This is a genomic window from Pelagicoccus enzymogenes (genome assembly GCF_014803405.1).
GTDB lineage: Bacteria > Verrucomicrobiota > Verrucomicrobiia > Opitutales > Opitutaceae > Pelagicoccus > Pelagicoccus enzymogenes.
On sequence record NZ_JACYFG010000036.1, the window covers coordinates 293095 to 316179 of the forward strand.

Below are 23085 nucleotides of genomic sequence, written 5' to 3' on the forward strand. Positions count from 1 at the left end.
AACCTAACTGCGTTACAGTAAAGCCACAATCACGCGCCGAAAGAGTCCCGACTTCGACCTGACACTGTGAATAACTCCTAAAACCTTTCCCTTTCCACGCTCCGATTTTCACGCTTCACTCCGTCGCATGTCCAATCCCGCCGAAGGCCCCTTCGTCCATCTACACAACCACACCCACTACTCTCTCCTAGACGGTTGCGCCAAGCCGATGCGCGCCGCCCAACGTTGCTTGGAGCTCGGCATGCCGGCCCTCGCCATGACGGACCACGGTAATCTCTTCGGGGCCATCGACTTCTACCGCTCCTGCAAAAAGGTCGGCATCAAGCCGCTCATCGGCTGCGAGCTCTACTACGTCAACGACCACAAGCAGTCCGAGCGCCCCAAACGCGAACGCAAGCGCACCGACGACATCGGCGACATCCCCGAAGACTACATCCCGCCCAAGGAGGATTTCCCGAAATACCAAATCCACCACAAGGGCGTCATCGCAAAGGACTTCGAAGGCTACCAAAACCTTTGCAAGCTCGTCTCCGACGCCCACGTCAACGGCGTCTACTACAAGCCGCGAGCCGACATCGACACCCTCGCCAAATACTCCAAGGGCCTCATCGGCCTCTCCGGCTGCATCAACGGCGTGGCTGCTCAGTATTTGATTTACGGGGACGAGGAAAACGCCCGTAAGGCCACCGCTACCTTCGTCGACATCTTCGGCAAGGAAAACTACTTCATCGAGATCCAGGACCACGGCATGCCGGTCCAGCGCCGCATCATCCCCGGCCTGCTCAAGCTCGCCAAGGAGTTCGACCTGAAGGTCATCTGCGCCAACGACTCCCACTACGTCTACAAGGAGGACGCCCTGCCGCACGACGCCCTTCTCTGTATCCAGACAGGCAAGATCATCTCCGACGAAAACCGCATGAAGTATCCCTCCCAGGAGTTCTACCTCAAGAGCCGCCAGGAGATGTACGAGATTTTCAAGGAAGTCCCCGAGTCGCTCGACAACACCGTGCACGTCGCCGAGATGGTCGACCTCGAGATCAAGTTCGGCGAGGACCACTACCCGATTTTTGAATGTCCTCCAGAACTTGGATACAAGGACGACCACGCCGCCTTCGACCGAATCCTCGACATCTACGAGTTCGAAAAAACCAAGGTCAACAAGCAGAACGGCGACGACACCGTCTGCAAGCTCACCGTAGAGGAGCGGACCAAGCATAAGAAAAACGGCTTCGTCCTGCTCGACCTCTGCAAGAAGGGCCTCAAGGAACGCTACGGAGTCGACTACGACAATCGCTCCGCCTACGTGCCCAAGGAAGGCCAACGCGAAGACTTCGCCGAATTCGTCTGCGGCCAAATGGACTTCCAGCTGGCCATCATCACCGGCACCGGCTTCGTCGACTACTTCCTCATCGTATGGGACTTCATCAACTACGCCCGCAGCCAAGGCATCCCCGTCGGCCCGGGCCGTGGATCGGGCGCGGGCTGTATCATCGCCTATGTATTGAAAATCACTGACATCGATCCGCTGCGCTTCGGTTTGCTCTTCGAGCGAATGCTCAACCTTGAGCGCGTTTCCCCGCCGGACTTCGATATCGACTTCTGCATGCGCCGCCGCGACGTAGTGGTAAATTACGTACGCGAAAAATACGGTCATGACTCCGTGGCCAACATCATCACCTTCGGTACCTTCGGAGCCAAGATGATCGTGCGCGACCTCGCTCGCGTAAACAACCTGCAGTTCGCCGAGGCCGACAAGATCGCCAAGATGATCCCGGACGAGCTTAACATCTCGCTCGACGACTCCGTCGAAAAGTCCTCCGACCTGCGCAACGAAATCGCCGTCAACCCAGTCGCCAAGAAGATCGTCGAGCACGGAAAGGTCATCGAAGGCATGGTGCGCAACACCGGCAAGCACGCTTGCGGCATCATCATCGGCGACCAACCGATCTCCAATCTCGTCCCCGTCACCCTGCAGGAAGGCGACCTCACCACCCAGTACCCGAAGGGCCCGTCCGAAGACCTCGGCTTGCTCAAGATGGACTTCTTGGGCCTCAAGACGCTTACCGTCATTTCCGACGCCCAAGACAACATCCAGCGCACCCGTAACCTGCCGGACTTCGACATCGAAAAGGTTTCCCTGGAAGACCCCAAAACCTACGACCTACTCAACGCCGGCAACACCGTCGGCGTCTTCCAGCTCGAGTCGGGCGGCATGCAAAACCTCTGCAAGCAGATCGGCCTCTCCGTCTTCGAGGAAATTATCGCGTTGATCGCCCTGTACCGACCAGGGCCGATGCAGTTCATTCCGCAGTTCATCGAAGGCAAGCGCGACCCCAAGAAGATCCAAATCCCCCACCCCCTTCTCGAGGAACTCGTATCCGAAACCTACGGCGTCCTCGTCTACCAGGAGCAGGTAATGGAATCCGCCCGTATCATCGCCGGCTACACGCTGGGCGGAGCGGACATGCTTCGCCGCGCCATGGGCAAGAAGATCGCTTCCGTCATGGAGGCCCAAAAGCAGATCTTCGTCGACGGCGCCGCCGCCACCCACGGCATCAAGGAAAAGGAAGCCCTCAACATCTTCGCCATCCTGGAGAAGTTCGCCCAGTACGGCTTCAACAAGTCGCACTCCGCCGCCTACGCGATGCTCTCCTACCGCACCGCGTTCCTCAAGGCCAACTACCCGGTCGAGTTCATGGCCGCCCTGCTCTCGGCCGAATTGGGCAACGCCGACAAGGTTTCCCACTTCATCGACGAGGCCAACAGCATGGGCATCCGCGTCCTCTCGCCGGATATCAACAAGTCCAACGAAATGTTCACTCCGGTGGTCGACAGCGAAGAGGACAAAGCCGAAGGCAAGCTCGGCTCCATCCTCTTCGGAATGGGCGCCGTCAAAGGCGTGGGCGACTCCGCAGCCAAAACCATCATCGCCGAGCGCGACGCCAATGGCCCCTACGAAGGTCTAGACGACTTGCTCGAACGCGTAGATACCAAAGCCGTTAACAAGCGCGTCCTAGAAAACTTGATCAAGACCGGCGCCTTCGACTTCACCGGAGAACCCCGCGGCTCCCTCTTCCACAGACTGGAGGGAGCCATGAACCAAGCGGCAGAGGCCCAACGCGACAAGGAACGCGGCCAGGAATCCTTCTTCGACATGATCGTGGAAGAGCCCAAGGAGAAGGACGCTCCCCCGCAGTGGGACCTCAGCAAGCAATTCTCGAAAAGCGAAATGCTTCGCTACGAGAAGGAACTGCTTGGCTTCTACGTTTCCGGGCATCCACTCGATGAATACAAAGGCCTCGCCGAAGCCCTCACCAATTTCGACCTGGAGAAGGTCGACAACCTCGGCGACAAGGTCGAGTTCCAAGCCTGCGGCGTCGCTGGCGGCGTGGTCAAAAAACTATCCCGCAAGGACAACCGTCCGTGGGCCTTCTTCAACCTCGGTACTCGCAAGACCTCTCTCACCGTCAATTGCTACGCCGACGCCTTCGAGGAATACGGACACAACCTCGAGAACGACAAGCTGGTCGTCATCAAGGGTACCGTCATCCGCCGCGATGGCGAAGTCCGCCTCAACGTACTCGAAGTCCATCCGCTCGACGCCTTTATGCCTGGCCAGATCAAGCACATCACCTGGGTCCTCGATCCCGACAAGGACACCGACAGTTTCCTCTACAAGCTACGCGAAGTGCTCGACCGCACCCGCGGCTCCACCCCCAGCGATATCGCCTTCCGTATCTCCGAGAGTTGCATCACATCCGCAGCGACCGCCAGTTCTCTCGGCTGGCGGGTGAACACCAAGGAATGGACCGAACTCCGAAAGCACAAAGCCGTCGTCGGCTGCATCGTGGAAACCGAGCCGGTCAAAGTGAAGCAACGCGAACGCCGCTGGGCGCCCAAAGCGAGCTAAATGTAGGAGCGACCTTGGTCGCGACCCCCTACCGCTGCTCCAATTAAAGCGCCGCTCTCCGTGGCGCGAAACCCGCTTACGGTAGGCCAAAAGATGTCTACCTTATGAACCGACGCGACTGGATCAAATCCGCTTCGATCGCCGTGGGGGCTGCCTGCGTTTCCCAGAAAGCCTTCGCCCAAGATCGGACCTTTACCCCTATTGCAAGCTCACACGGCTTCACCAACCTCTCTATCAACGAGAACCAGTTCGGTCCGTCCATCAAGGCGATATCCGCCATCCGTTCCTCGCTCGTCTACGCCAACGAGTACCCCTTGGAAGCTCAAGAAAAGCTCAAGAAGCTTATCGCCCAACGCGAAGACGTCGCCCCCTCCCAAGTCATTCTCGGCGCCGGTTCGTCCGACATCACCATGGGCGCCGCCGGAGCCTTCAGCTCTCCGGGGCAAAACATGGTCAGCTCGGATCCCTCGTTCCACCCGCTCATGTTGTGGGCCGAAAAGTTTGGCGTCGAACACGTCAAGGTCCCCTGGACCTCCGACTACCAAGTCGACCTCACGCGTATCGAAGAATCAATTACGGAAAAAACGAGCCTTGCTTACGTATGCAATCCGGAAAACCCGGTAGGTACGCTAGCCCAGTCCGGCGAGCTCTACGCCTTCTGCAAAAGCGTATCCGAAAAGTGCCCAGTGCTCGTCGACGAGGCCTATATCGACTACGCTGGCGATGTCGACAAGCTCTCCATGATGCGTTGCGTGCGGGAGGGCCTGCCCGTCATCGTCTTGCGCACCTTCTCCAAGGCTTACGGCCTCGGCGGAATGCGTGTCGGCTACGCCGTCACCTCTCCGGAGCTCGCCGCTAAGATCTCACGCTACTACGTCACTGGCATCGGCTGCGGCTGCAGCCACACCTCTCTGGAAGCCGCTATCGCCGCCTACCAAGACCAAGAATGGCTCGCAGCCGTAAGACGCCGAACTGCGGAATCTCGCGACTACCTTTGCAAGTACTACGACTCCATCGGCCAATTCTACATCCCCTCCGTAACAACCTTCGTGCTAGCTCCCACCAAGCGAAACTCCCAGATGGTGGCGGACGCAATTTTCGGCGCCTACAACTTAAAGATCAGTCCTCGCAAGTACTTCGGGCAAGACTACCTGCGAATCAGCATGGGCACGATGGAACAGATGAACAAATTAACCGATGCGCTTTCCTTCGTACTCTAAGACATTCACACAAGCGCTATACGTATCTATTTTTTCGATACTGACAGCCACCCTTCTCCACTCGCAGAGTTCGCCCGGAGAACGACTGAAAGCGCTCGGAATTGAACTCCCTCCCGCCTCCAAGTCAGTCGCCAACTACCAGCCCGCGGTCCGATCCGGCAATCTCGTGTTTCTTGCAGGAGCCATCGCAAAAGGTCCTGACAATCAGTTCATCAAAGGCAAACTAGGCTACGACTTCTCGGTGGAAGACGGTTATCAGACCTCTCGCTTGGTGAGCATTGCCCTGCTCGCCGCCTTGAAAGCGGAAATCGGTGATCTCGACAAGGTGGAGCGAATCGTGCGGGTTGAAGGTTTCGTCAACTCTACCCCCGATTTCGAGCAGCAATCGTTAGTCATCAACGGCTGCTCGGACCTCCTCGTAGAAGTTTTCGGCGAAAAAGGCCGCCACTCGCGCATCGCCATCGGTGCCCAATCCCTCCCCTTCGGGGCCCCAGTGGAAATCTCCGCTATCATCCAAGTCAGAGACTGAAGCGACTCAAAGGCCGGCTTCTTGACACTATTTTCATTGAAATCACCGGTAATTAGCGATGTCCGTTCAAGAACTTCTACGGATAGACGATTCGTGAGTTGTCCCACCAACGGCTCTAAATGCAAAAAATCCGGCCCAAATCCAAGCACCGCGTCGTCGTCGTCGAAGATGATCGCACCTCCCGCAAGCTTATCACCCGCATCCTGGAACAAGCTGGCTACGACGTACTCGAATGCGGAGAAGGAAAAGACGCTCTGCACATCGCCGAAATGAATCCGCCGCGGGCCATGATAGTGGATGTCATGCTTCCTGATATGAAGGGGACCAAGATCGTCGAGGAGCTCACCTACAACAACGACTGTCGCTTCACGAAATACTTGTTCCTTACCGGAATCCTCGCCAACCGCGCCGCAAAACCAAACTACTTTTTCCAAATCGACGGGGCCCGCTACCGCGCCCTTTCCAAGCCCATTCGCAAAGGCCAGCTGCTACGTCATCTCGCTGATGCCGTGACCCATTCCATGGAGATGGAAGAGGCGGAGAGGCTGGAAAAGCAGAAGAAAGAATCGGCCATGCCTCGATCATCCAGCAACGCGGTTCGCAACGAAGACGATCTCATTGCCGACGATCAAGTCATCCTTTCAGACGGCCTCAACTAGGCCTCCCCAAAAAGAGTTACTCTTTTTCCTAGGCGAAACCGCATCTTTGCGCTAACCCTCCGCACCTCAAACGCGTCTGCCTTCTGATCGGCCGACGCATCGCTCCGGTAGAAACCAACTTTTGTCGCGGCGAAGCTTAACTCCGCCTAACAGGCCAAACGGAAGTCGCCAGATCGGAGCCAAGGTCATCGAACCTCTGGCCGCGACCGCCACTACCGAACACTATATGCCATTCGCAAAACTCGGACTCCGTCCGGAAATCGCCGCTGCTGTCGCCGCCAAAGGCTACACCGAGCCCTCCCCCATCCAGGCCAAAGCCATCCCTGCCATCCTCGAAGGACGCGACGTCCTCGGCGGAGCTCAAACCGGCACCGGAAAAACAGCCGCCTTCAGCTTGCCGCTCCTGCAGCGCCTCTCTGAGTCGAACTTCAAAAACAAGCGCCCGCGGGCCCTCATCCTCGCCCCCACCCGCGAGCTCGCAGCCCAAGTCCACCAAAGCATCCTCGACTACGGCCACGGCTTGAACCTGCACTCCGCCTGCTTCTTCGGCGGCGTAAACATCAACCCCCAGATTTCAAAGCTCCGCCGCGGGCTCGACATCATCGTCGCCACTCCCGGACGCTTGCTCGACCTCTGCCAGCGCGGCGAGGCCCAGCTCGGAGCCATCGAAACCCTCGTGCTCGACGAAGCCGACCGCATGCTCGACATGGGCTTCATCCATGACATCAAGAAGCTCCTCAAGCTGCTCCCCACAGAACGGCAAAACCTCTTCTTCTCCGCGACCTACGCCAAGGAAGTAAAGAAGCTAGCCGACACCATCCTGCGCAATCCCGTCGAAGTGGAAGTCGCCCCACGCAACTCCACTGCCGACCAAGTCGCCCAAGAAGCCTACTCCATTGGACAAAAGAACAAGCGCTCCGCCCTCTCCGCGCTAATCCAGGACGGCGATTGGCAACAAGTTCTCGTCTTCACCCGTACCAAGCACGGTGCCAACCGTCTCGCGAAACAGCTCAACTCCGACGGCATCACTGCCGCCGCCATCCACGGTAACAAAAGCCAAGGGGCCCGCGAACGCGCTCTCGAAGACTTCAAGACCAACTACATACGCGTCCTCGTCGCAACTGACATCGCCGCCCGCGGCATCGACATCGCCGACCTGCCGCATGTAGTTAATTTCGAACTACCGAACGTTCCTGAAGACTACGTGCACCGCATCGGCCGCACAGGGCGAGCCGGCAAGAAAGGCAAGGCCATATCCCTCGTTTCCGCAGACGAAGAAGCTTACCTCGTATCCATCGAAAAACTGCTGAAGCGAGAGATCACTCTGCTCGAACTCAGCCCCCAAGGTGTTATCGGTCGCGAAGCGCGACGCATCGCCAACCCGCAAAAGCCGAAGAAGCAACAGCAAGTATCCAGAGGACCAAGACAGCAGGACGGTCGTCAGGAGGGCAAAGGCAGTAACCGGCCTCAACGTCGAAAATCTGGCAAGCCAGGACAAAATCCAAACGCTCAATCGGGCACCAAGCCAGCCAGCAATCCGAGCGCGAGCCCAGTCTCCACCACGGCCGGCGCCCCTTTGCGCAACCGTCGCAATCGCCGTCCGCCCAATCGCCCGAAGTTCTAGCGAGAAAGAGTCACTCTCATAGCCCTTGACCTTCTCCAAGTGCCCATCTATCAACTTGTTCGCTATGAGTATCCTCGACATAATCCTCGCCATCTTCATCCCTCCCCTCGCCGTCTTCCTTAAAAAGGGGGCCGGGAAGGACCTTTTGATAAACATACTCCTTTGGGTTTTTCTTCTCGGGATCGGCGGCGTCATCCACGCCTTCCTCGTACTTTCGAAAAAATAATTCCTGAAGCATCTCAGGGCACTATCAAACACGCACCGTTCCAAAGAGCTGTGCGTGTTTTTGTATCCAAACAATTGCTCGAACCTGCGACCATCTCACTAAATACTCAATGGCCATGATCCGAACGATTGATGAAGTCATAACCGAACTGGACGACATCGTTAAAGCTTCTGTTGAGCAGCAGAGTCCGCTCGGCTACTTTGCTGCCCTTTACAAACGCGTCACCGTTTCCGTAAGAGACGGAATTCGACACGGTGAGTTCGAAGACAACGAGCGTATGGAAAAACTGGATATCATTTTCGCCAGCCGCTACCTTGATGCCTACCGTTCTTTCCATTCCGGTCAAAACGCGTCCCAATCCTGGCTCGCCGCCTTTTCCTCCTCTTCGAAAAGGCTTATCACCTTGCAGCACCTGCTCCTCGGGATGAATGCCCATATCAGTTTGGACCTCGGTATCGCAGCCGCCGAGACAGAACCCCAAAAACCGCTCTCCCTCAAAACAGACTTCCACTCCATAAATCGCGTGCTCGAAAGCCTTATCAACGATACGCAAGCTCGCCTCACGCGGATTTTCCGCCCGCTCGGCATTGCCGACCGATTGCTTGGCCCCATCGACGAAAATCTCAGCATTTTCAGCATCGCTTACGCTCGCGACAAAGCCTGGACCCAGACACTTGAACTATGCCTTTCTTCCGATGCCCATCGTGAAGACATGATCTCCCGTCGCGACCTCGCGGTTGCTGCATTCTCACGCTGCATTGCCAATCCTAAGAAGCTCTCAGTAAGGCTAATCCTGCTAGCGATCCGCATCCTCGAACGCGGGGACGTGAGCACTCGTATCAAAATTCTAGATACCCAATAGCAAAAATTATTTAGCTGGGAAATAGACCTTAGTTAAAAGGGATTCCTCTGGGACTTCGCACGGATCCCCCAGATACATCTCGAAAGGAGAAACGGATTTGTTCATCTCAAAAAGTTTGGCTCGCTGATGCATCATGCCTGCAGCCCAAGCGTTTACGAGGTGACGGTATGGCCCCGTATGGTGGATCGCATAGGCCTTCAGCGACGGCAGTGCCCCAGTCTCCATACCCTCGGGACAGGTCGCGCCAGCTCCGACCGGAAAAGCTAGGCGATAGCGCGTCACCCCCTCCGAAACGTTGAAGGTCTCATAGAAACAAACAGGAGCTCCCGCTAGCGCAACTCCTGCATTCTTTAGCTTGGCGGACGCTTCTTGCATGTCTGCACCCAATCGCTGCGAGATTGCGGCAAGACTGCACTCCCCGCTTACTGAAAAATAGGGAAAGCCTTCTACTTTTTCGAAGCCAGCAAACCTTAGCTGAGACGGAACTTGTCCGCGTTCGATCTCGTCCTTCAACATCCTCAGTCCCCGGTCATAATCCCTCGATATGCTAGCGACCATCGTCCGCTTCATCCAAAAAAAGAAAAAAGGAAGGCTACCAGACATGCTCCAGCTCGTAATGGTTTCTTCATTACATTCCCGGAAGCGAAACGACACTGAAGAAACTGACTTGAAGGGCTTGAGGAAAGTCAACCGGTACCGGATCTCTTCGTCTGGGACCAAATCCCTCACTTCCATCCCGCCTGCTCCGATGATGTCTCCCGACCAGCTGTAGCTGTTTCCATCATCCGCATATTCGATTTGGCACCCAGGCTCAGCCAAGATCCACGGCGACCAATTTACCCAATTGCGGAAATCTTTGACGTTTGAAAAAACCGAGGCAGCAGGAGCCTTGATCGCAATGCTTCGTTCGAGACTAAATTTTGGCATGGCTAGTCGTGGCGTTAGGAGTTGGAAAAACGCGTGGTCGCACAGGACAGACCCTAACGCTCCGAAGAAGCATGTAAATAGCCATGAGCTCCATCAGGCGCCTGAAACTCAATTTTAACTGGTATCCGCCCCTCCTAGTTCGAATAAGTGAGCTTTGACATGAGAGTATTGATCATAGGCAAGATCTGGCCCGAGCCGACTTCTTCCGCAGCGGGAACCCGCACCCTAGACCTTATTCGCAGCCTCAAGTTGACCGACTGGGAAATTCACTTCGCCTGCGCCGCGCAACAATCCGAGCACAGCTGCGACCTAGAGGCTACTTTTTCGATTCGAACTCATGACATTGAATTGAACGACAGCAGCTTCGACAATTGGGTAGCCAAACTCGCTCCCGATATCGTCATCTTCGACCGCTACATGACAGAGGAGCAATTCGGCTGGCGGGTTGCGAAGTCCCTCCCAGAGAGCTTGCGCGTCATCGATACCAGCGACCTACACTGCCTTCGCGAAGCGCGCCGCCAAAGCTTGAAAAGCGCTCAACCGCTCTCTCTTGGCAATCAGGTCGCGCTGCGAGAAATCGCAGCACTCTTGCGCGTCGACCTTTCGCTCATAATCTCTGAGTTCGAAATCGAGACCTTGGCCCAGCACTTTCCCGTTCCAGCGGAAAACCTCGCCTACTGGCCGTTTGCCCTCCCGAAGCCACCTAAAACGTTTGCGGCCTTCGACGAGCGTAAGGACTTCGTGATGATCGGCAGTTTTCTCCACGAGCCAAACTGGGACGCGGTGCAATTCTGCCATCGCGAAATTTGGCCCCTCATCCGCCAAAAACTGCCTCAGGCCCAACTCGACATCTACGGCTCTTACCTACCCGAGAAAGCAAAGCAGCTGCACAGCGAAAAAAGCGGGTTCCGCGTTCTGGGTAGAGCCAGAGATTCAATCCAAACCCTCTCGAACTATAGAGTTAATCTGGCGCCGCTCCGCTTCGGAGCGGGACTCAAGGGCAAGCTCGCCGACGCCTTTCTCGCGGGAACCCCTAGCATCGCGAGCCCCATCGCAGTTGAAGGAATGCAAGGGACTCTCGATTGGGGTAGCCTCGTATCCATCGATCCATTACAGTTTAGCGAAACAGCCGCAGAGATCTACGCTTCACCCCAAGCCTGGAGCCACGCCCAAACTTGCGGCTTAAAAATCGCCGAGGAACGCTTCCCAGAATCCCATTGGCTCCCCAAACTGCCCGAGATCCTTCAGAAGGCCCACGATCGCCGCCACGAGACGCGATCCGCAAACTTCGTCGGCCAGCTTCTCAACCATCACCAACATCGCTCCACGGAGTTCATGAGCCGCTGGATCGAGGCGAAAAACCGGACCAAAACGCCAGGGACATCAAAGGGCTGAAAGCCAAGTTCCACTCCATTTTCAATGCTGCATCGCTCGATGATCCTCAGATATCAAAGGGCTTATAAATACTCCTGTCTCGTTTTCCAGTCTGGACCCAGCGGAGCTAAAGGTATTTCACCCCTTTCTCCACACGTTTCCGAATTAGCAAGCGCATTGAAATGATTCCGTTTTCCACACAGTACCGCTGGGCATGGCTGGTTAGCCTCCTTCTCCTCGTTGGATTCTTGACCAACAGCATTAGCAGCTACTTCGTCTCGAAGCGCAACGTGCGGCAGACCATCGTCGAAACCTCCCTACCGCTCACCTCGGACAACGTCTACTCCGAAATACAGCGAGATCTGCTGCGCCCCGTTTTCATCTCTTCACTCATGGCGAACGACACCTTCCTCAAGGACTGGACGCTCAAGGGCGAGGCGGACCAAGGTGAAATCACAAAGTACCTGCACGAGCTGAAGATCCAGTACAACACGGTCAGCAGCTTCTTCGTCTCTGAGAAAACGAGAACTTACTACCACCCACAAGGCATCCTGAAACGAATAGACGAGAACGATCCGCGCGACGAATGGTATTTCCGCGTGCGCGACATGCCAGAGGACTACGAAATAAACGTCGACCCGGACCTCGCCAATCAAGATGAGATGACCATCTTCATCAACTACCGGGTCAAGGATTACCAAGGCAATTTCATCGGAGCGACCGGCGTCGGCCTTACGGTCAATCGCGTCAACCACCTCATTAGCCGCTACGAAGCGAAGTACGACCGTCAGATCTATTTTGTGGATACGCAGGGAAAAATTGTCCTGCGCCCTTCCAACAGCCCCTTGCTGAACGAGCCCAAACTGCAAGGCATCCAAGGCCTCGAGACGAAAGCCGACGCACTGCTCGCCGGTGAAACGGCAAACCTCTCCTACAAGCGGGACGGACGAACCAGATTGCTCAACTGCCGCTTCGTTCCAGAATTGAGCTGGTTCTTGATAGTCGAGCAAACCGAGGACGCCCAGCTGCAACCGTTTAGGAAAGAACTCTTCATAAACATTCTCATAGCCCTGGTCACCACAGCGGTGGTCGCATGGATCTTCATCGTCTCCATCAAGCGCCATCACGACCGCCTAGAACGGCGAAACCAAGAGCTCTGCAAAACCAATCAAGAGATCGAGCGCCAAAAGACCCGTATCGAGCAATCAGCCGCTTCGCTGGAAAAGGCGAACAACGAATTGTCCAAGCTCAACAAGGAAAAGGACGAATTCATAGGAATCGTCGCCCACGATTTACGCAACCCGCTCAACGGAATCATGGGGCTATGCGAGGTGATCGACTTTGACGAGGACGATCCGGTCGAATTCATCAATGACATATCGGACAGCTCCAAGCGCATGCTCTCTCTCGTTGAGACGCTCCTCGACGTGTCGAGAATCGAGGGACATGACGTAAAGATATGCTCGCAAACCGTGAGCCCCTCGAGCTTGGTCGAGGACTCATGCTCCTTGTTCAAGGAACATGCAGAACGAAAAAATATCCAGCTTTCGATCAAGGGCGAATCGGCTGAAGACCTAAGCTTCCGCACGGATCCAGAGTGGTTCTCCATTTGCCTCAACAATTTGATTAGCAACGCGATCAAATATACACCTGAATACGGCAAGATCCAGGTCAGCACCCAATCGGAGACAGATTACGTTCGTATCTCGATTTCTGATACAGGTCCAGGAATCAGCGAAGAAGACCAACGCAAGCTGTTCGGGAAGTTCGCCCGCCTTTCCGCCAAACCGACTGGTGGCGAAAGCTCAACCGGACTAGGCCTCTATCTTGTGAAAAGCATGTGCGAACGTTTGGGCGTCGAAATTATCGTTCGTAGCCAGCTCGGCAAAGGAACCACTTTCACGCTCAAAATCCCGAAAGTCGCCTAAGCGGGCGGTTCAACTCACTGCGCGGAGCTTCCTAGGAGCGTCTCCAGTTCTTCCATACTCAACTTGGAATCAATCCCTTCGCCCTCTCCGAACAAAGCTGCTGCGAGCTCCGCTTTTTCCTGCTGAATTTTCCGAATCTTCTCCTCTACCGTATCCTTGGCAAGGATACGGTAAGCGATCACTTGGTCCTTCTGCCCAATCCGGTGGGCTCGGTCAATCGCCTGAGCCTCGACCGCTGGGTTCCACCAAGGGTCCAGCAAGACGACGTAAGAGGCTGCAGTAAGCGTCAATCCAGAGCCAGCCGCCTTGAGCGAGAGCAAAAAGACGCTCTCGCCTTGCTCGCTCTGAAAACGCTCTACAAGCCCTGCCCGATTCTTGCTTTTCCCCGTCAAGCTCAAGTACGAAATCCCTGAGGCTTCGAACTGTTTCTCTACGATCTCCAACATTCGAACGAACTGACTAAAAACGAGCACCTTATGCCCCTCTGCAACCAGAGGCTCCACTAGGTCCAACAAGGCCTGCACTTTGGCCGACGGCTCCTCCTTTTCACACCCAGCATCCCCTAACAACTTCGTATCGCAGCATACCTGCCGCAATCGCAGCAACGCTTGCAGGACATTGAAACTGCCCCCTTGCCCACTCGAAGATTTCAGAAGGGCTCGAGCATCTGCAAGCTCCTCCTCGTAACGCTCCCTTTGCCAGCCTTCCAATTCGCAGTAAATATCTTTTTCTATCCGATCCGGCAAATCCCTGGCCACTTCGCGCTTTAGCCTCCGCAGCAAAAACGGACGCATCCTTCTCCTCAAGTCCACTAGGGCTTCGTCGCCTCGGGCGCTACTGTAATTGACCCTGAAAGTCGGCAAGGGGCCCAAGAGTCGAGGCATGGCAAATCGCATAATGCTCCACAAATCCGTTAGGCTATTCTCGATCGGCGTTCCCGTCAGCGCCAAGCGTTCGCGAGCCCTGAGCCGATATGCAACTTTGCTCGTTTGAGAGCTGGGCGATTTGATATACTGGGCTTCGTCTAGCACCACGGCATCCCACTCCTCGGCGAGAAACGTTTCCGCATTGATACGAAGTTGCGCGTAGTTTGCGACAACGATGTTCGCATTCCCGATCCCTCCTTGGCTGGCGTGAAAGAGAAGCGATTTTAATCCGGTTCCGAACTTCTTTGGCTCCTGTACCCAATTATCGGTTACAGACTTTGGGCAAACAACGAGAGCGCGAAAATCGCCTTTCTTTCGCTCGGAAAGCCACAGCATCCAAGCAAGGGTCTGCAAGGTCTTTCCCAAGCCCATATCATCTGCCAAAACGCCCCCTAGCTCGAGCTGGCTCAAGCGACACAAGAAATGGAAGCCATCGCTTTGGTAGGGCCGCAACACTCCCTTTAAGACCGTTGGAGCCGCTGGATTCCCTCGCGCCGCAAGCGACTTGGCTCTGACACGAAGCTCATTCCAATCCATGCCCTGCAACATGGACTCCGGCAACAAGTCCTCTATCTGGCAGAGGTGAATCCGTTGCGAGTTTCCTCGCTCCGCATCCAATCCAAGCGCCGAAAGCGCCCCCTGTTCCTCTTGACGCAACGTTCCATCAAGGCGATACCACCCTTTTCCTTCCAATTTGACCAAAGCTCCCTCCGCTTGGCGCAAGGATTCGATTTCCTCCCCGGAAAAACCACAGCCTTCGATCGCCCAAACGGCACGGGCCTGAAACCAATCTCGATCCGGCGACCTCTCAAGCTCGACACGCGCCTGCAGCTTCAAGGCAGGGCGATCCCAATTCCGATCCTCTGTTGCAGCCATGAAGGACGCTGCAGGCGCTTGCGGATTCGTAGGCCAATCGTAATCCTTCGTCGGTTCGATTCCCTTGTGTTCGAAATAGCGGTGCAACACCCCCGCAAACTCGTCCAGCGTGCGGGGTTGCTCTCTTTGCAAGGCGCGTTTCAGCTCGCGGATCGGCTCTCGCCCGGAAATGCCAAGCTGCTTCCGGTCCGACACAAGCCCGTAAAGATCCTTTGGATACAGCAGGTTGCCCGAACCTTTCGCCAACTTCCAAATCCGCCCCAACTCCACTTCGACCGCAGGCTCTTGCGACTTCGCCCTTATTTCGATTTTGCCCGAAGCTTGACCTCGCCCCACCAAGCGTTCGCGGGCAGCTCTCGCCAGTGCATAGGCATGAGCGCAATTGAAAAACTCCGGGCAACTGCAACTCCCACTCAAGCCACCCTCCTCGTTCGCCGCAAGACGTACCTGAAACGCCCCCTCGCGACGCTCGGTCACGCTCCCGCGAATCAAAGAGCTCCCCAGTACGTCCACCCGAGCCCCGCCCGACTCGTAGAGTTCCGTTCCCTTCGCAAGGGCCGCAGAATCGACTTGTCCCACAAACTTGGCAAACTGCTGGTCGAAAACGAAAGGATCCATCGCCAGAAAACAGACCGTCCCTGCGCCCTTTGCAATAGCGGGACGCCAAGGCAGGCTCCAGATCGGGTATTCTCCGAGGGTAATATGACCCTTGATTTTTCGTCTTCGGGTACCATGTTTGGGAAAAATCAATGACGCACGCCCAACCAGCCGATAGCAGCACAGGTTCTGCGTTTCTCCAATTCGAGGGAGAAACCGATGAGGAACCCGACTCGCGAAGATCGAATAGCTTCCCAAGTCTATCCACGATTAAGCCGGACCCGCAGAGTTCGCGATTTAACTCCCAGCGACGCCAATGATCACGCAGTTCGTGCTCGCCGTCGCCTTCACGATAGGCGTTTCATTCATATGCTCGATGCTTGAGGCTCTCATTCTGAGCACCACCATCGCCGATATCGAGTCCCTCAAGAAGCGTTGGCCCAAGAAGGGCGAGCTGCTGGAGCGACACAAAACGGATCTCTCCAACACGATTTCCGCGATCCTTACCCTCAACACGATCGCCAATACCGCCGGATCCACCTTGGTCGGTTCCCTCGCCATCCAGATCTGGGACAGCACCGTTATCGGTTGGGTAACCGGCCTGCTCACTCTGAGCATCCTGATATTTTCGGAAATCATCCCCAAAAATTTGGGTGTGACTTACCGCGTGCAGCTGCAGCCTTGGATCGTGAGCCCGCTCCGGTGGATGAAGATCGCCCTCTGGCCCGCTACCACCCTCACCGACTTCTCCGTCCGCTTCGTGGTCCGCGAAGAACAAAACAGCGACGACTCCTCGTCGAACGAAGAGGAAATCATCCTGCTCGCCGAAAAAGGCGCCAAGGATGGTACCTTGACCAGCAGCGAGTCCAACATGGTGACCAACGCCCTCAAGCTCGACGACGAGATGGTCAGTTCCATCATGACCCCTCGAGTGGTCGTAACCGCCCTCGAGAAGTCGCTTACCATCGGCGACATCTTCCGCACCTATCCCAACATCCCCTTTGCTCGCCTTCCCGTCTACGACGAAGAAATCGACCAAATAGTAGGCTTGGTCCGCCGCCGCGACCTGCTCAAGTACGTCGCCGAAGATCAGGACCGGATTCGCTTGGGCGAGATCATGAACGAGGTCCATTTCGTTCCGGAGACCGTTACCGTCGCCGCCGCCTTACAAAGCATCCTCAAGACTCACCAGCAACTGCTCGTCGTCGTGGACGAGTTCGGTTCGATGGCTGGCGTGGTCACTATGGAGGACATCATGGAATACATCCTCGGCCGCGAAATCTTCGAAAAGGACGACGTCGCCATCGACATGCGCGAATTCGCCCGCTCCGAAGCCAAAAGCAAAAACACCGACGCAAGCGCCGAACAAGGCAGTAGCAACACGGACGGGGATCCTAAGTGAAATTAACTGCCTCCCATGCACGTCATTGATAAGGCCACCCGGGAAAAAGGGGGCATTCGTATCCTTGGATGGTGTTTCAAGCCAGGTCAAAAAGTACGGCAAGTATATGGAGAAGTTAGCGACAAACGCGTTCCGCTTAGCGGTTTCGCCATGCCAAGCGAAGACGTCGCCCAACATTACGGGAGGGACGCTGTAAATGCCCGCTTCGATCTCCATCTAGAAACTGATGCATCCTGCTGCATACTCGAATTCGTTTTCGAAAACGGCAGCATTTCTAGAGTTCCGATAGATACGACAGGTGACCGCGAAACCACCGAAGCTCTTGAGCACCGGATTCATGACGGTATCTATTTCGGCAAATTCAGATTGAACACGACCGTTCCAATCGAGAGCGTCCATCTCCTTCCTGACAGCGATACGATTGGAGAGGGTTCTACCGCAGTTCCTTTTGTTGAAACGAACGAGAACGGCATCCGAACCCTCACAGTCAAAGTTGAGGTAGCCGATAGCTGGGACACGCAAGAACTCAGTCTTCTGATTAAAACGACTGGAGCCCCCACATTACTGAGTAGCATCGCCAACACGGTACGGTCGAAAGACCAATCCCACCAAATCTGCGCTCGTTTTTTCGAATGGCTGCACCAGTCCCCATCACCCCTAAAAGTGGTAGAACTCGGTTCTCGAGCTCGATCAGGCGTTGTGAGAAAAAGCCAATTTGGCCTACAAAACGAATATGTCGGCTTCGACATTCGCAAGGGGCCAAACGTGGACGTGGTTGGGGACATCCATGAGCTCTCAAAATTCTTCGAACCAAACTCGATAGATGCGATCGCTGCCCTTTCCGTGATTGAGCACGTAGCCATGCCCTGGAAAGCCGCAATCGAGATAAACAAAGTATTGAAGCGAGGAGGAAAGTGCATGCTTCACACCCATCAAGCGTGGCCCTTGCACGAGTCGCCCTACGACTTTTGGCGATTCTCCACTGACACTTGGCGAGCGCTTTTCAACAAGTCGACCGGTTTCAGAATATTGGATGCTGCATGTGGAGGAGAAGCCAATATCCACCCGCTCATTCAAACGAAACGGTTCGACCCCATGGAAGAAGCCATCGCCTACACGAGCAGTTCGGTGCTCGTGGAAAAAATATCAGAAACGAAATTGAGCTGGGAAGTAGACCTCGACGATATACACGAAGGCCAGTACCCCGCGTGAGTACTGGGCCAGAAACAAGCCAATTCTCTAAATGCCATTCTCTCCCCCCTGGACGCACGATCTCGATCCCATCATCTTCCAATTCACGGAATCCTTGGCGATTCGCTGGTACGGACTGGCCTACGTGCTCGGCTTCATGATCGGCGCTTGGCTCTTGCATCTCTACTACAAGAAGGGCCTTTCCCCGCTCGACACCAACCAGCAAAGCGACCTTTTCCTCGGAATCATCGCAGGCGTTATCGTTGGCGGCCGCTTGGGGTATTTCATCTTCTACTCGCCACGTACCCTTCTCGAAGACCCGCTGGCCTTCTTTAAGTTTACCGACGGCGGCATGGCCAGCCACGGCGGATTCGTCGGCGTAATCCTGGCGGGATGGATCATGTCGCGTCGCTTCAAGATCAGCTTCCTCAAACTCGGCGACATTCTCGCGACCTTGGCTCCCCCAGGCCTTCTCCTCGGACGCCTTGCAAACTTTCAGAATGGCGAGCTCTGGGGCAAACCCACGGACGGCACCTGGGGAGTCATCTTCCCTGGGGCAGGCATGATGCCGCGCCACCCGTCCCAGCTCTACGAAGCCGGACTAGAGGGCCTGCTCATGCTCGCCTACACCCAGCTGCGCATCTGGACCTCGCCCGTACTGAAGAACCATCCGGGACAGATCGGTGGAGAATTCCTGCTCGGGTACTCCATCGTCCGCATCATCGGCGAACAATTCCGCGAGCACGACGCCGGCATCCTCCCTTTCATGGGCCTCAACCGCGGGGCCGTGCTGTCGATCTTCATGGCGCTCGCAGGCCTCGCCCTCATCCTCTACGCACGCCGCAAGAAAGGAGCGTAGCACCACAGCCCTCAGGTGGGACGCCCGCTCCGCGTGCGTCAAAACGAAGCTACCCCAGCAGCAACCGCACCCCAACGTTCAGTAGTACCGCTACGATCAGGGCAGCGGCCACGTCGTCGGCAACCACCCCGAAACCTCCATGGTACCGCTGAAGCTTCTTGATGCCGAGCGGCTTCAAGATGTCGAAAAAGCGAAATAGAAGAAAACCAGCCAAGAGGATCAGAACGTACTGAGGGTGGTGGTTGATCCCGCTCAGTCCGAGAAAACAGATCGGCATCGCCACAAACTCGTCGAGGATGATCTCGCCTGGATCCACCTTCTTGAGTCGCTTCTCAGCCTCCCCGCAAACGCCGATCGCAAAGTACGACGCTGCAGCCAAAAAAATCGCCGCCGCGAAATCGCTCATATGGGCCACGAAAACCACATAGAAAACCACGCCCATGACAGAGCCCCAGGTTCCCGGCGCCTTAAACTGTCCCAAGCTACCGATCGTAGCTAGATTCACCACTGCCTTATCCGGCCAAAAGCGGGCCCATCTCGGATTTTTGATCATCGAAAAAGTTATCCTTAGTCCTTAAATACCAGTTCGCCGTACTTCTTGAAGTATTTGGCGCCTGAATACAGAGTCATCACCGTGCAGATCCAGAAGAAGACGCGACCGACCCACTCTATCCAATAGGCAATATCGCTCGCGTACGGCAATCCCCACCGATAGCAGTCGACCTGGAAGCTCATCGCCAACAAGAATCCACCCAAGGCGATGATTTGGGTCACCGTCTTTTGCTTCCCCGCGCTTTCCGCCGCCATCACTACGCCCTTGGTCGCCGCCACCAGACGCAGTCCAGTGATCATGAACTCGCGACAGAGGATTAGGAGGAAAAGAAACATTTGGATGCCACCTGCGCTCGGCCCCTTGTCCACTAAGGCGACCATGATGCCCAAAACGAGGATCTTGTCCGTCAGAGCATCCATCAATATCCCGAAATTGGAAACTTGCCCCAGCTTGCGAGCCGCATAGCCGTCGGCCCAATCCGTCACGCCGGCCACCACAAAAAGCACGAAGGCCGCAGTCGCCGCGCCCGTAAACGACTCACGCATGAGCCAGACGATGAGGAACATCATCGGGATCCGCGATAAAGTAAGGATGTTGGGCAAGTTCATTTTCCGCACTCAAGAACCTAAACTTGGCAAAGTAAAGCTCGCTTCAGCGCCAAAATCGAATGCCTCCGCAATCCCTTCATTCCTCCCAAGCAAGGCTTCGCTCCACCGCCTTCCGCCATTTGGCCATGCGTTGGGACCGCTCCTCTTCGCCCAGCTTGGGCTCGTAGCTGCGATCCGCTTCCACCAGTTTCACAAGCGCTTCTCGCGAGTCCCAGTAGCCCACCGCCAAGCCCGCTAAATACCCTGCGCCCATGGCTGTGGTTTCCAGGTTCTTGGGACAGCTCACGACCGCGCCGGTGGCGTCCGCCTGGATTTGCATGAGCAGCGCGTTCGCCGAGGCGCCGCCATCGGCCTTCAATTCCTTCATTTCTCTTCCCGCGTCGCTCGCCATCGCGAGCACCACGTCCGAGACTTGGTTAGCGATACCGTCCAACACGGCTCGCGCGATGTGCGAAACCGAGCTTCCACGGGTCAGCCCCATAATGGCGCCCCGAGCGTAAGGATCCCAATAGGGAGCTCCCAAACCAGTAAAGGCGGGCACTACCACGACTCCGTCCGAGTCCTTTACGCGACTCGCCAGCTCCTCGATATCGCTAGCCTTCTCGATGACCCCCAACTGGTCACGCAACCATTGCACGGCCGATCCGCCCACAAAAACGCTGCCTTCCAAGGCGTACTCGGTCTTTCCGTCGATTCTCCAGGCAACCGTGCTCAGCAATCGATTTCGTGACACCGCAGGACCTCGCCCCACATTCATGAGCACAAAGCAACCTGTCCCGTAAGTGCTCTTCACCATGCCCGGCTCGAAGCAAAGCTGTCCAAAAAGGGCAGCCTGCTGGTCTCCAGCGATTCCCGCGATCGGGACCGTCAAGCCACCCGTTACCGCGCTTGAAGTCGTCGCCAGACGACCGCTCGAATCCACGATTTCCGGCAGCGCCGACCGTGGAATGCCAAACAGTTCGAGCAACTCATCGTCCCATTCGCACGTGCTCAGATCCATTAGCTGCGTGCGGGATGCGTTGGAAACGTCCGTCACGTAACAGTCCCCCTCGCTCAGTTTCCAAACAAGCCAGGAATCGATCGTTCCGAAGCGCAGCGTCCCCTTCTTCGCCAACTCCGCCGCACCCGGGCGATTCTGCAAAATCCATCGCATCTTGGCAGCCGAAAAATAGGGATCGAGCAGCAGGCCCGTCTTTTCTTGTATCCAAGCTTCCTTACCGGCTTCCTTCAGCCCAGCGCAGAAGTCCGCGGTGCGACGATCCTGCCATACGATAGCCTTTCCCACCACTTCTCCCGATACCGCGTCCCAAGCCACGACAGTCTCCCGCTGGTTGGTGATTCCAATCGCCTCCACCGAGTCCCAAGCGCACTTCGCCGCAGCAAAAGCGGCTTCGATGGAGTTCCACTGCGACTGCCAAATCGCCTCCGCGTCGTGCTCTACCCACCCTGGTCGCGGGAATAGCTGGGGAAACTCTTCCTGCCCCGACGCCACGACGCGCCCCGTCTGGTCAAGCAATACCGCACGCGAACTCGTCGTGCCCTGGTCCAAGGAGAGAATGAACTTCACGGGCAAAGCCTAGCTACCAGAAAGGGCGGAGAAAAGTGAATTATTCGCAATGAGAGACGCGCCTTTCCAAGGCCCACTCCCCGTTCCATTCGCAGGACTAGTGGCCTTGGCCCCAATCAGCGGGAGCGGAACTTGCAAGGCTTCCGCCCTTTTGCGCCCAGACCTACAAAAAGAGTATCCACCTTTTCGGTACCATCACCGCCACGCAACCGCTCAGTGTATTGAGCAACACGTCCAGCTGGCTCGAGTCGCGGTGCACCATAAAGCCTTGGGCAAACTCGATACTCATGCTGAGGCAAAAGGATGACAGGCCAACCACTACAAGCACCGCAACGAACGACTTGAACCTGCGACGTGCCGCAGCCGCGAAGCAAATGCCTACCGGAATAAAGCCAAGCGAGTTCACCAAAATGTCGTTGCGGTAGCTGGGCTTGTCCAAATTGACCGCGTTCACCGCATTGAGGACCTTTCGCTTGGCAGGACTGAAGTCTTCGGCCAATTCAAGCCCGGGAGGGACGGAGTTGGCTCTCAAGTCGTAGGAAAGGACTGGCTGAGCGTTCGCGAAGCGATTCGCCTTAGCTCGATAAAAGGAATCGTAGATCTCCACCTTCCTGATCTCGCCAGTGAAAGGACGCGTTCCGTCCGCGCTGTTTCCGATGGCCAAGCGGCCGACAAACTTGTTGTCCTCTCCCAAGAGCGAAAAGTCGCTGCGCGTCTCCACAATTTGACCGTCGACGTAAACATGGGTACGCTGCCCCTCGGAGCTGACGACCAACTCCACGAAATCGTCACCGCCAAACATGCCTCGATGCCCGATCTCCGCGTAGCCTCGCTTCACCTGGCCCTGGTCACGGCGGCTCCGCATCGCCAAATGCTCCTGCCACTGGGAAATGAGCAAGGCCGGCATTCCCTCCCCATCCGGCTCGAAAAACTCCAAGAAAACGCCCAGGCCACTCCCGTTGGAACGCCCTCGCAACACGATGCGAACGGTCACTCCTGACCAAGCGCGCGTGTCGATCACAGGTTCCGCATAGGCGACTCCCCGCGCGGCGGCGACACCCGCTTCATAATCGCCGTTGAAGCGCCAGGCTGCGGCATCCGGGCGAAAAACCACGTCGTTCTCTGGCGAAAAGGCAAACGGCCACCAGCCGAAGGACAAAGTCACGAGCACCAGCCCCAGCATGACGCTACGCCTGAAGGTAGGCTGCAAGGGCATGGTTAGGCAGGCGCTCCTGTAGGTGCTGGAC

General features: G+C 56.2%; 18 protein-coding genes. 11 read left to right on the forward strand and 7 right to left on the reverse strand.

Annotated features, from left to right (window positions below):
- The first annotated feature begins 127 nt into the window (after positions 1-127).
- From dnaE to IEN85_RS13610, 5 genes are all read left to right on the forward strand, one after another.
- A complete protein-coding gene (gene dnaE, locus IEN85_RS13590; protein WP_191617625.1) occupies positions 128-3910 on the forward strand; it encodes a DNA polymerase III subunit alpha in 3783 nt (1260 codons plus the stop codon).
- Positions 3911-4014: 104 nt separating this feature from the next.
- Positions 4015-5130: a pyridoxal phosphate-dependent aminotransferase gene (locus tag IEN85_RS13595; protein WP_191617626.1), complete on the forward strand. Its 1116-nt coding sequence runs from the start codon at positions 4015-4017 to the stop codon at positions 5128-5130.
- Complete coding sequence (locus tag IEN85_RS13600) at positions 5108-5659, forward strand: RidA family protein (RefSeq protein WP_191617627.1); 552 nt, start codon at positions 5108-5110, stop codon at positions 5657-5659. Before IEN85_RS13595 ends, IEN85_RS13600 begins: the two co-directional genes overlap by 23 nt.
- Positions 5660-5778: 119 nt before the next feature.
- Positions 5779-6318, forward strand: coding sequence for a response regulator (locus IEN85_RS13605; RefSeq protein WP_191617628.1), 540 nt, complete (start codon positions 5779-5781; stop codon positions 6316-6318).
- Between the two features lie 226 nt (positions 6319-6544).
- Positions 6545-7942: a DEAD/DEAH box helicase gene (locus IEN85_RS13610; protein ID WP_191617629.1), complete on the forward strand. Its 1398-nt coding sequence runs from the start codon at positions 6545-6547 to the stop codon at positions 7940-7942.
- Positions 7943-7958: 16 nt separating this feature from the next.
- Here IEN85_RS13610 and IEN85_RS24980 read toward each other — a convergent pair whose 3' ends face one another.
- Positions 7959-8180 (reverse strand): hypothetical protein, encoded by a 222-nt coding sequence (locus IEN85_RS24980; RefSeq protein WP_263597538.1) that lies wholly within the window; start codon positions 8178-8180, stop codon positions 7959-7961.
- Between the two features lie 103 nt (positions 8181-8283).
- Between IEN85_RS24980 and IEN85_RS13620 the strand changes: the two genes are divergently transcribed.
- A complete protein-coding gene (locus IEN85_RS13620) occupies positions 8284-9030 on the forward strand; it encodes a DUF5995 family protein (RefSeq protein ID WP_191617631.1) in 747 nt (248 codons plus the stop codon).
- Between the two features lie 6 nt (positions 9031-9036).
- Here the strand turns inward: IEN85_RS13620 and IEN85_RS13625 are convergent, their stop codons facing one another.
- Positions 9037-9957: an SRPBCC family protein gene (locus IEN85_RS13625; RefSeq protein WP_191617632.1), complete on the reverse strand. Its 921-nt coding sequence runs from the start codon at positions 9955-9957 to the stop codon at positions 9037-9039.
- 159 nt (positions 9958-10116) lie between these two features.
- On the opposite strand from IEN85_RS13625, the gene IEN85_RS13630 reads away from it, so the two are divergent.
- Complete coding sequence (locus tag IEN85_RS13630; RefSeq protein ID WP_191617633.1) at positions 10117-11352, forward strand: glycosyltransferase; 1236 nt, start codon at positions 10117-10119, stop codon at positions 11350-11352.
- Between the two features lie 161 nt (positions 11353-11513).
- Positions 11514-13259: a sensor histidine kinase gene (locus IEN85_RS13635; protein WP_191617634.1), complete on the forward strand. Its 1746-nt coding sequence runs from the start codon at positions 11514-11516 to the stop codon at positions 13257-13259.
- 14 nt (positions 13260-13273) lie between these two features.
- Here the strand turns inward: IEN85_RS13635 and IEN85_RS13640 are convergent, their stop codons facing one another.
- Positions 13274-15679, reverse strand: coding sequence for a DEAD/DEAH box helicase (locus tag IEN85_RS13640; protein WP_191617635.1), 2406 nt, complete (start codon positions 15677-15679; stop codon positions 13274-13276).
- Between the two features lie 295 nt (positions 15680-15974).
- Between IEN85_RS13640 and IEN85_RS13645 the strand changes: the two genes are divergently transcribed.
- Genes IEN85_RS13645 through lgt form a run of 3 tightly spaced genes read left to right on the forward strand, consistent with a single transcriptional unit; the run spans position 15975 to position 19110 of the window.
- Positions 15975-17060: a hemolysin family protein gene (locus tag IEN85_RS13645; RefSeq protein ID WP_191617636.1), complete on the forward strand. Its 1086-nt coding sequence runs from the start codon at positions 15975-15977 to the stop codon at positions 17058-17060.
- A gap of 15 nt (positions 17061-17075) precedes the next feature.
- Positions 17076-18272 (forward strand): methyltransferase domain-containing protein, encoded by a 1197-nt coding sequence (locus IEN85_RS13650; RefSeq protein WP_191617637.1) that lies wholly within the window; start codon positions 17076-17078, stop codon positions 18270-18272.
- A gap of 31 nt (positions 18273-18303) precedes the next feature.
- Positions 18304-19110: a prolipoprotein diacylglyceryl transferase gene (lgt, locus tag IEN85_RS13655; RefSeq protein WP_191617638.1), complete on the forward strand. Its 807-nt coding sequence runs from the start codon at positions 18304-18306 to the stop codon at positions 19108-19110.
- A gap of 49 nt (positions 19111-19159) precedes the next feature.
- On the opposite strand, the gene IEN85_RS13660 is transcribed toward lgt, so the two are convergent.
- The 4 genes from IEN85_RS13660 to IEN85_RS13675 all read right to left on the reverse strand — a co-directional run bounded on the left by IEN85_RS13660 (position 19160) and on the right by IEN85_RS13675 (position 23054).
- Entirely contained in the window at positions 19160-19663 is a 504-nt protein-coding gene (locus IEN85_RS13660) for a phosphatidylglycerophosphatase A family protein (protein WP_191617639.1), read from the reverse strand.
- A 14-nt stretch (positions 19664-19677) separates the two neighbouring features.
- Positions 19678-20271 carry a CDP-diacylglycerol--glycerol-3-phosphate 3-phosphatidyltransferase gene (gene pgsA, locus IEN85_RS13665; RefSeq protein WP_191617640.1) on the reverse strand — a complete coding sequence of 198 codons (594 nt, stop codon included), beginning with the start codon at positions 20269-20271 and terminating at the stop codon, positions 19678-19680.
- A gap of 76 nt (positions 20272-20347) precedes the next feature.
- Positions 20348-21838, reverse strand: a complete 1491-nt coding sequence (glpK, locus tag IEN85_RS13670; protein ID WP_318186617.1) for a glycerol kinase GlpK — start codon at positions 21836-21838, stop codon at positions 20348-20350.
- A gap of 163 nt (positions 21839-22001) precedes the next feature.
- Positions 22002-23054 carry a VanZ family protein gene (locus IEN85_RS13675; protein ID WP_191617642.1) on the reverse strand — a complete coding sequence of 351 codons (1053 nt, stop codon included), beginning with the start codon at positions 23052-23054 and terminating at the stop codon, positions 22002-22004.
- Positions 23055-23085: the final 31 nt, after the last annotated feature.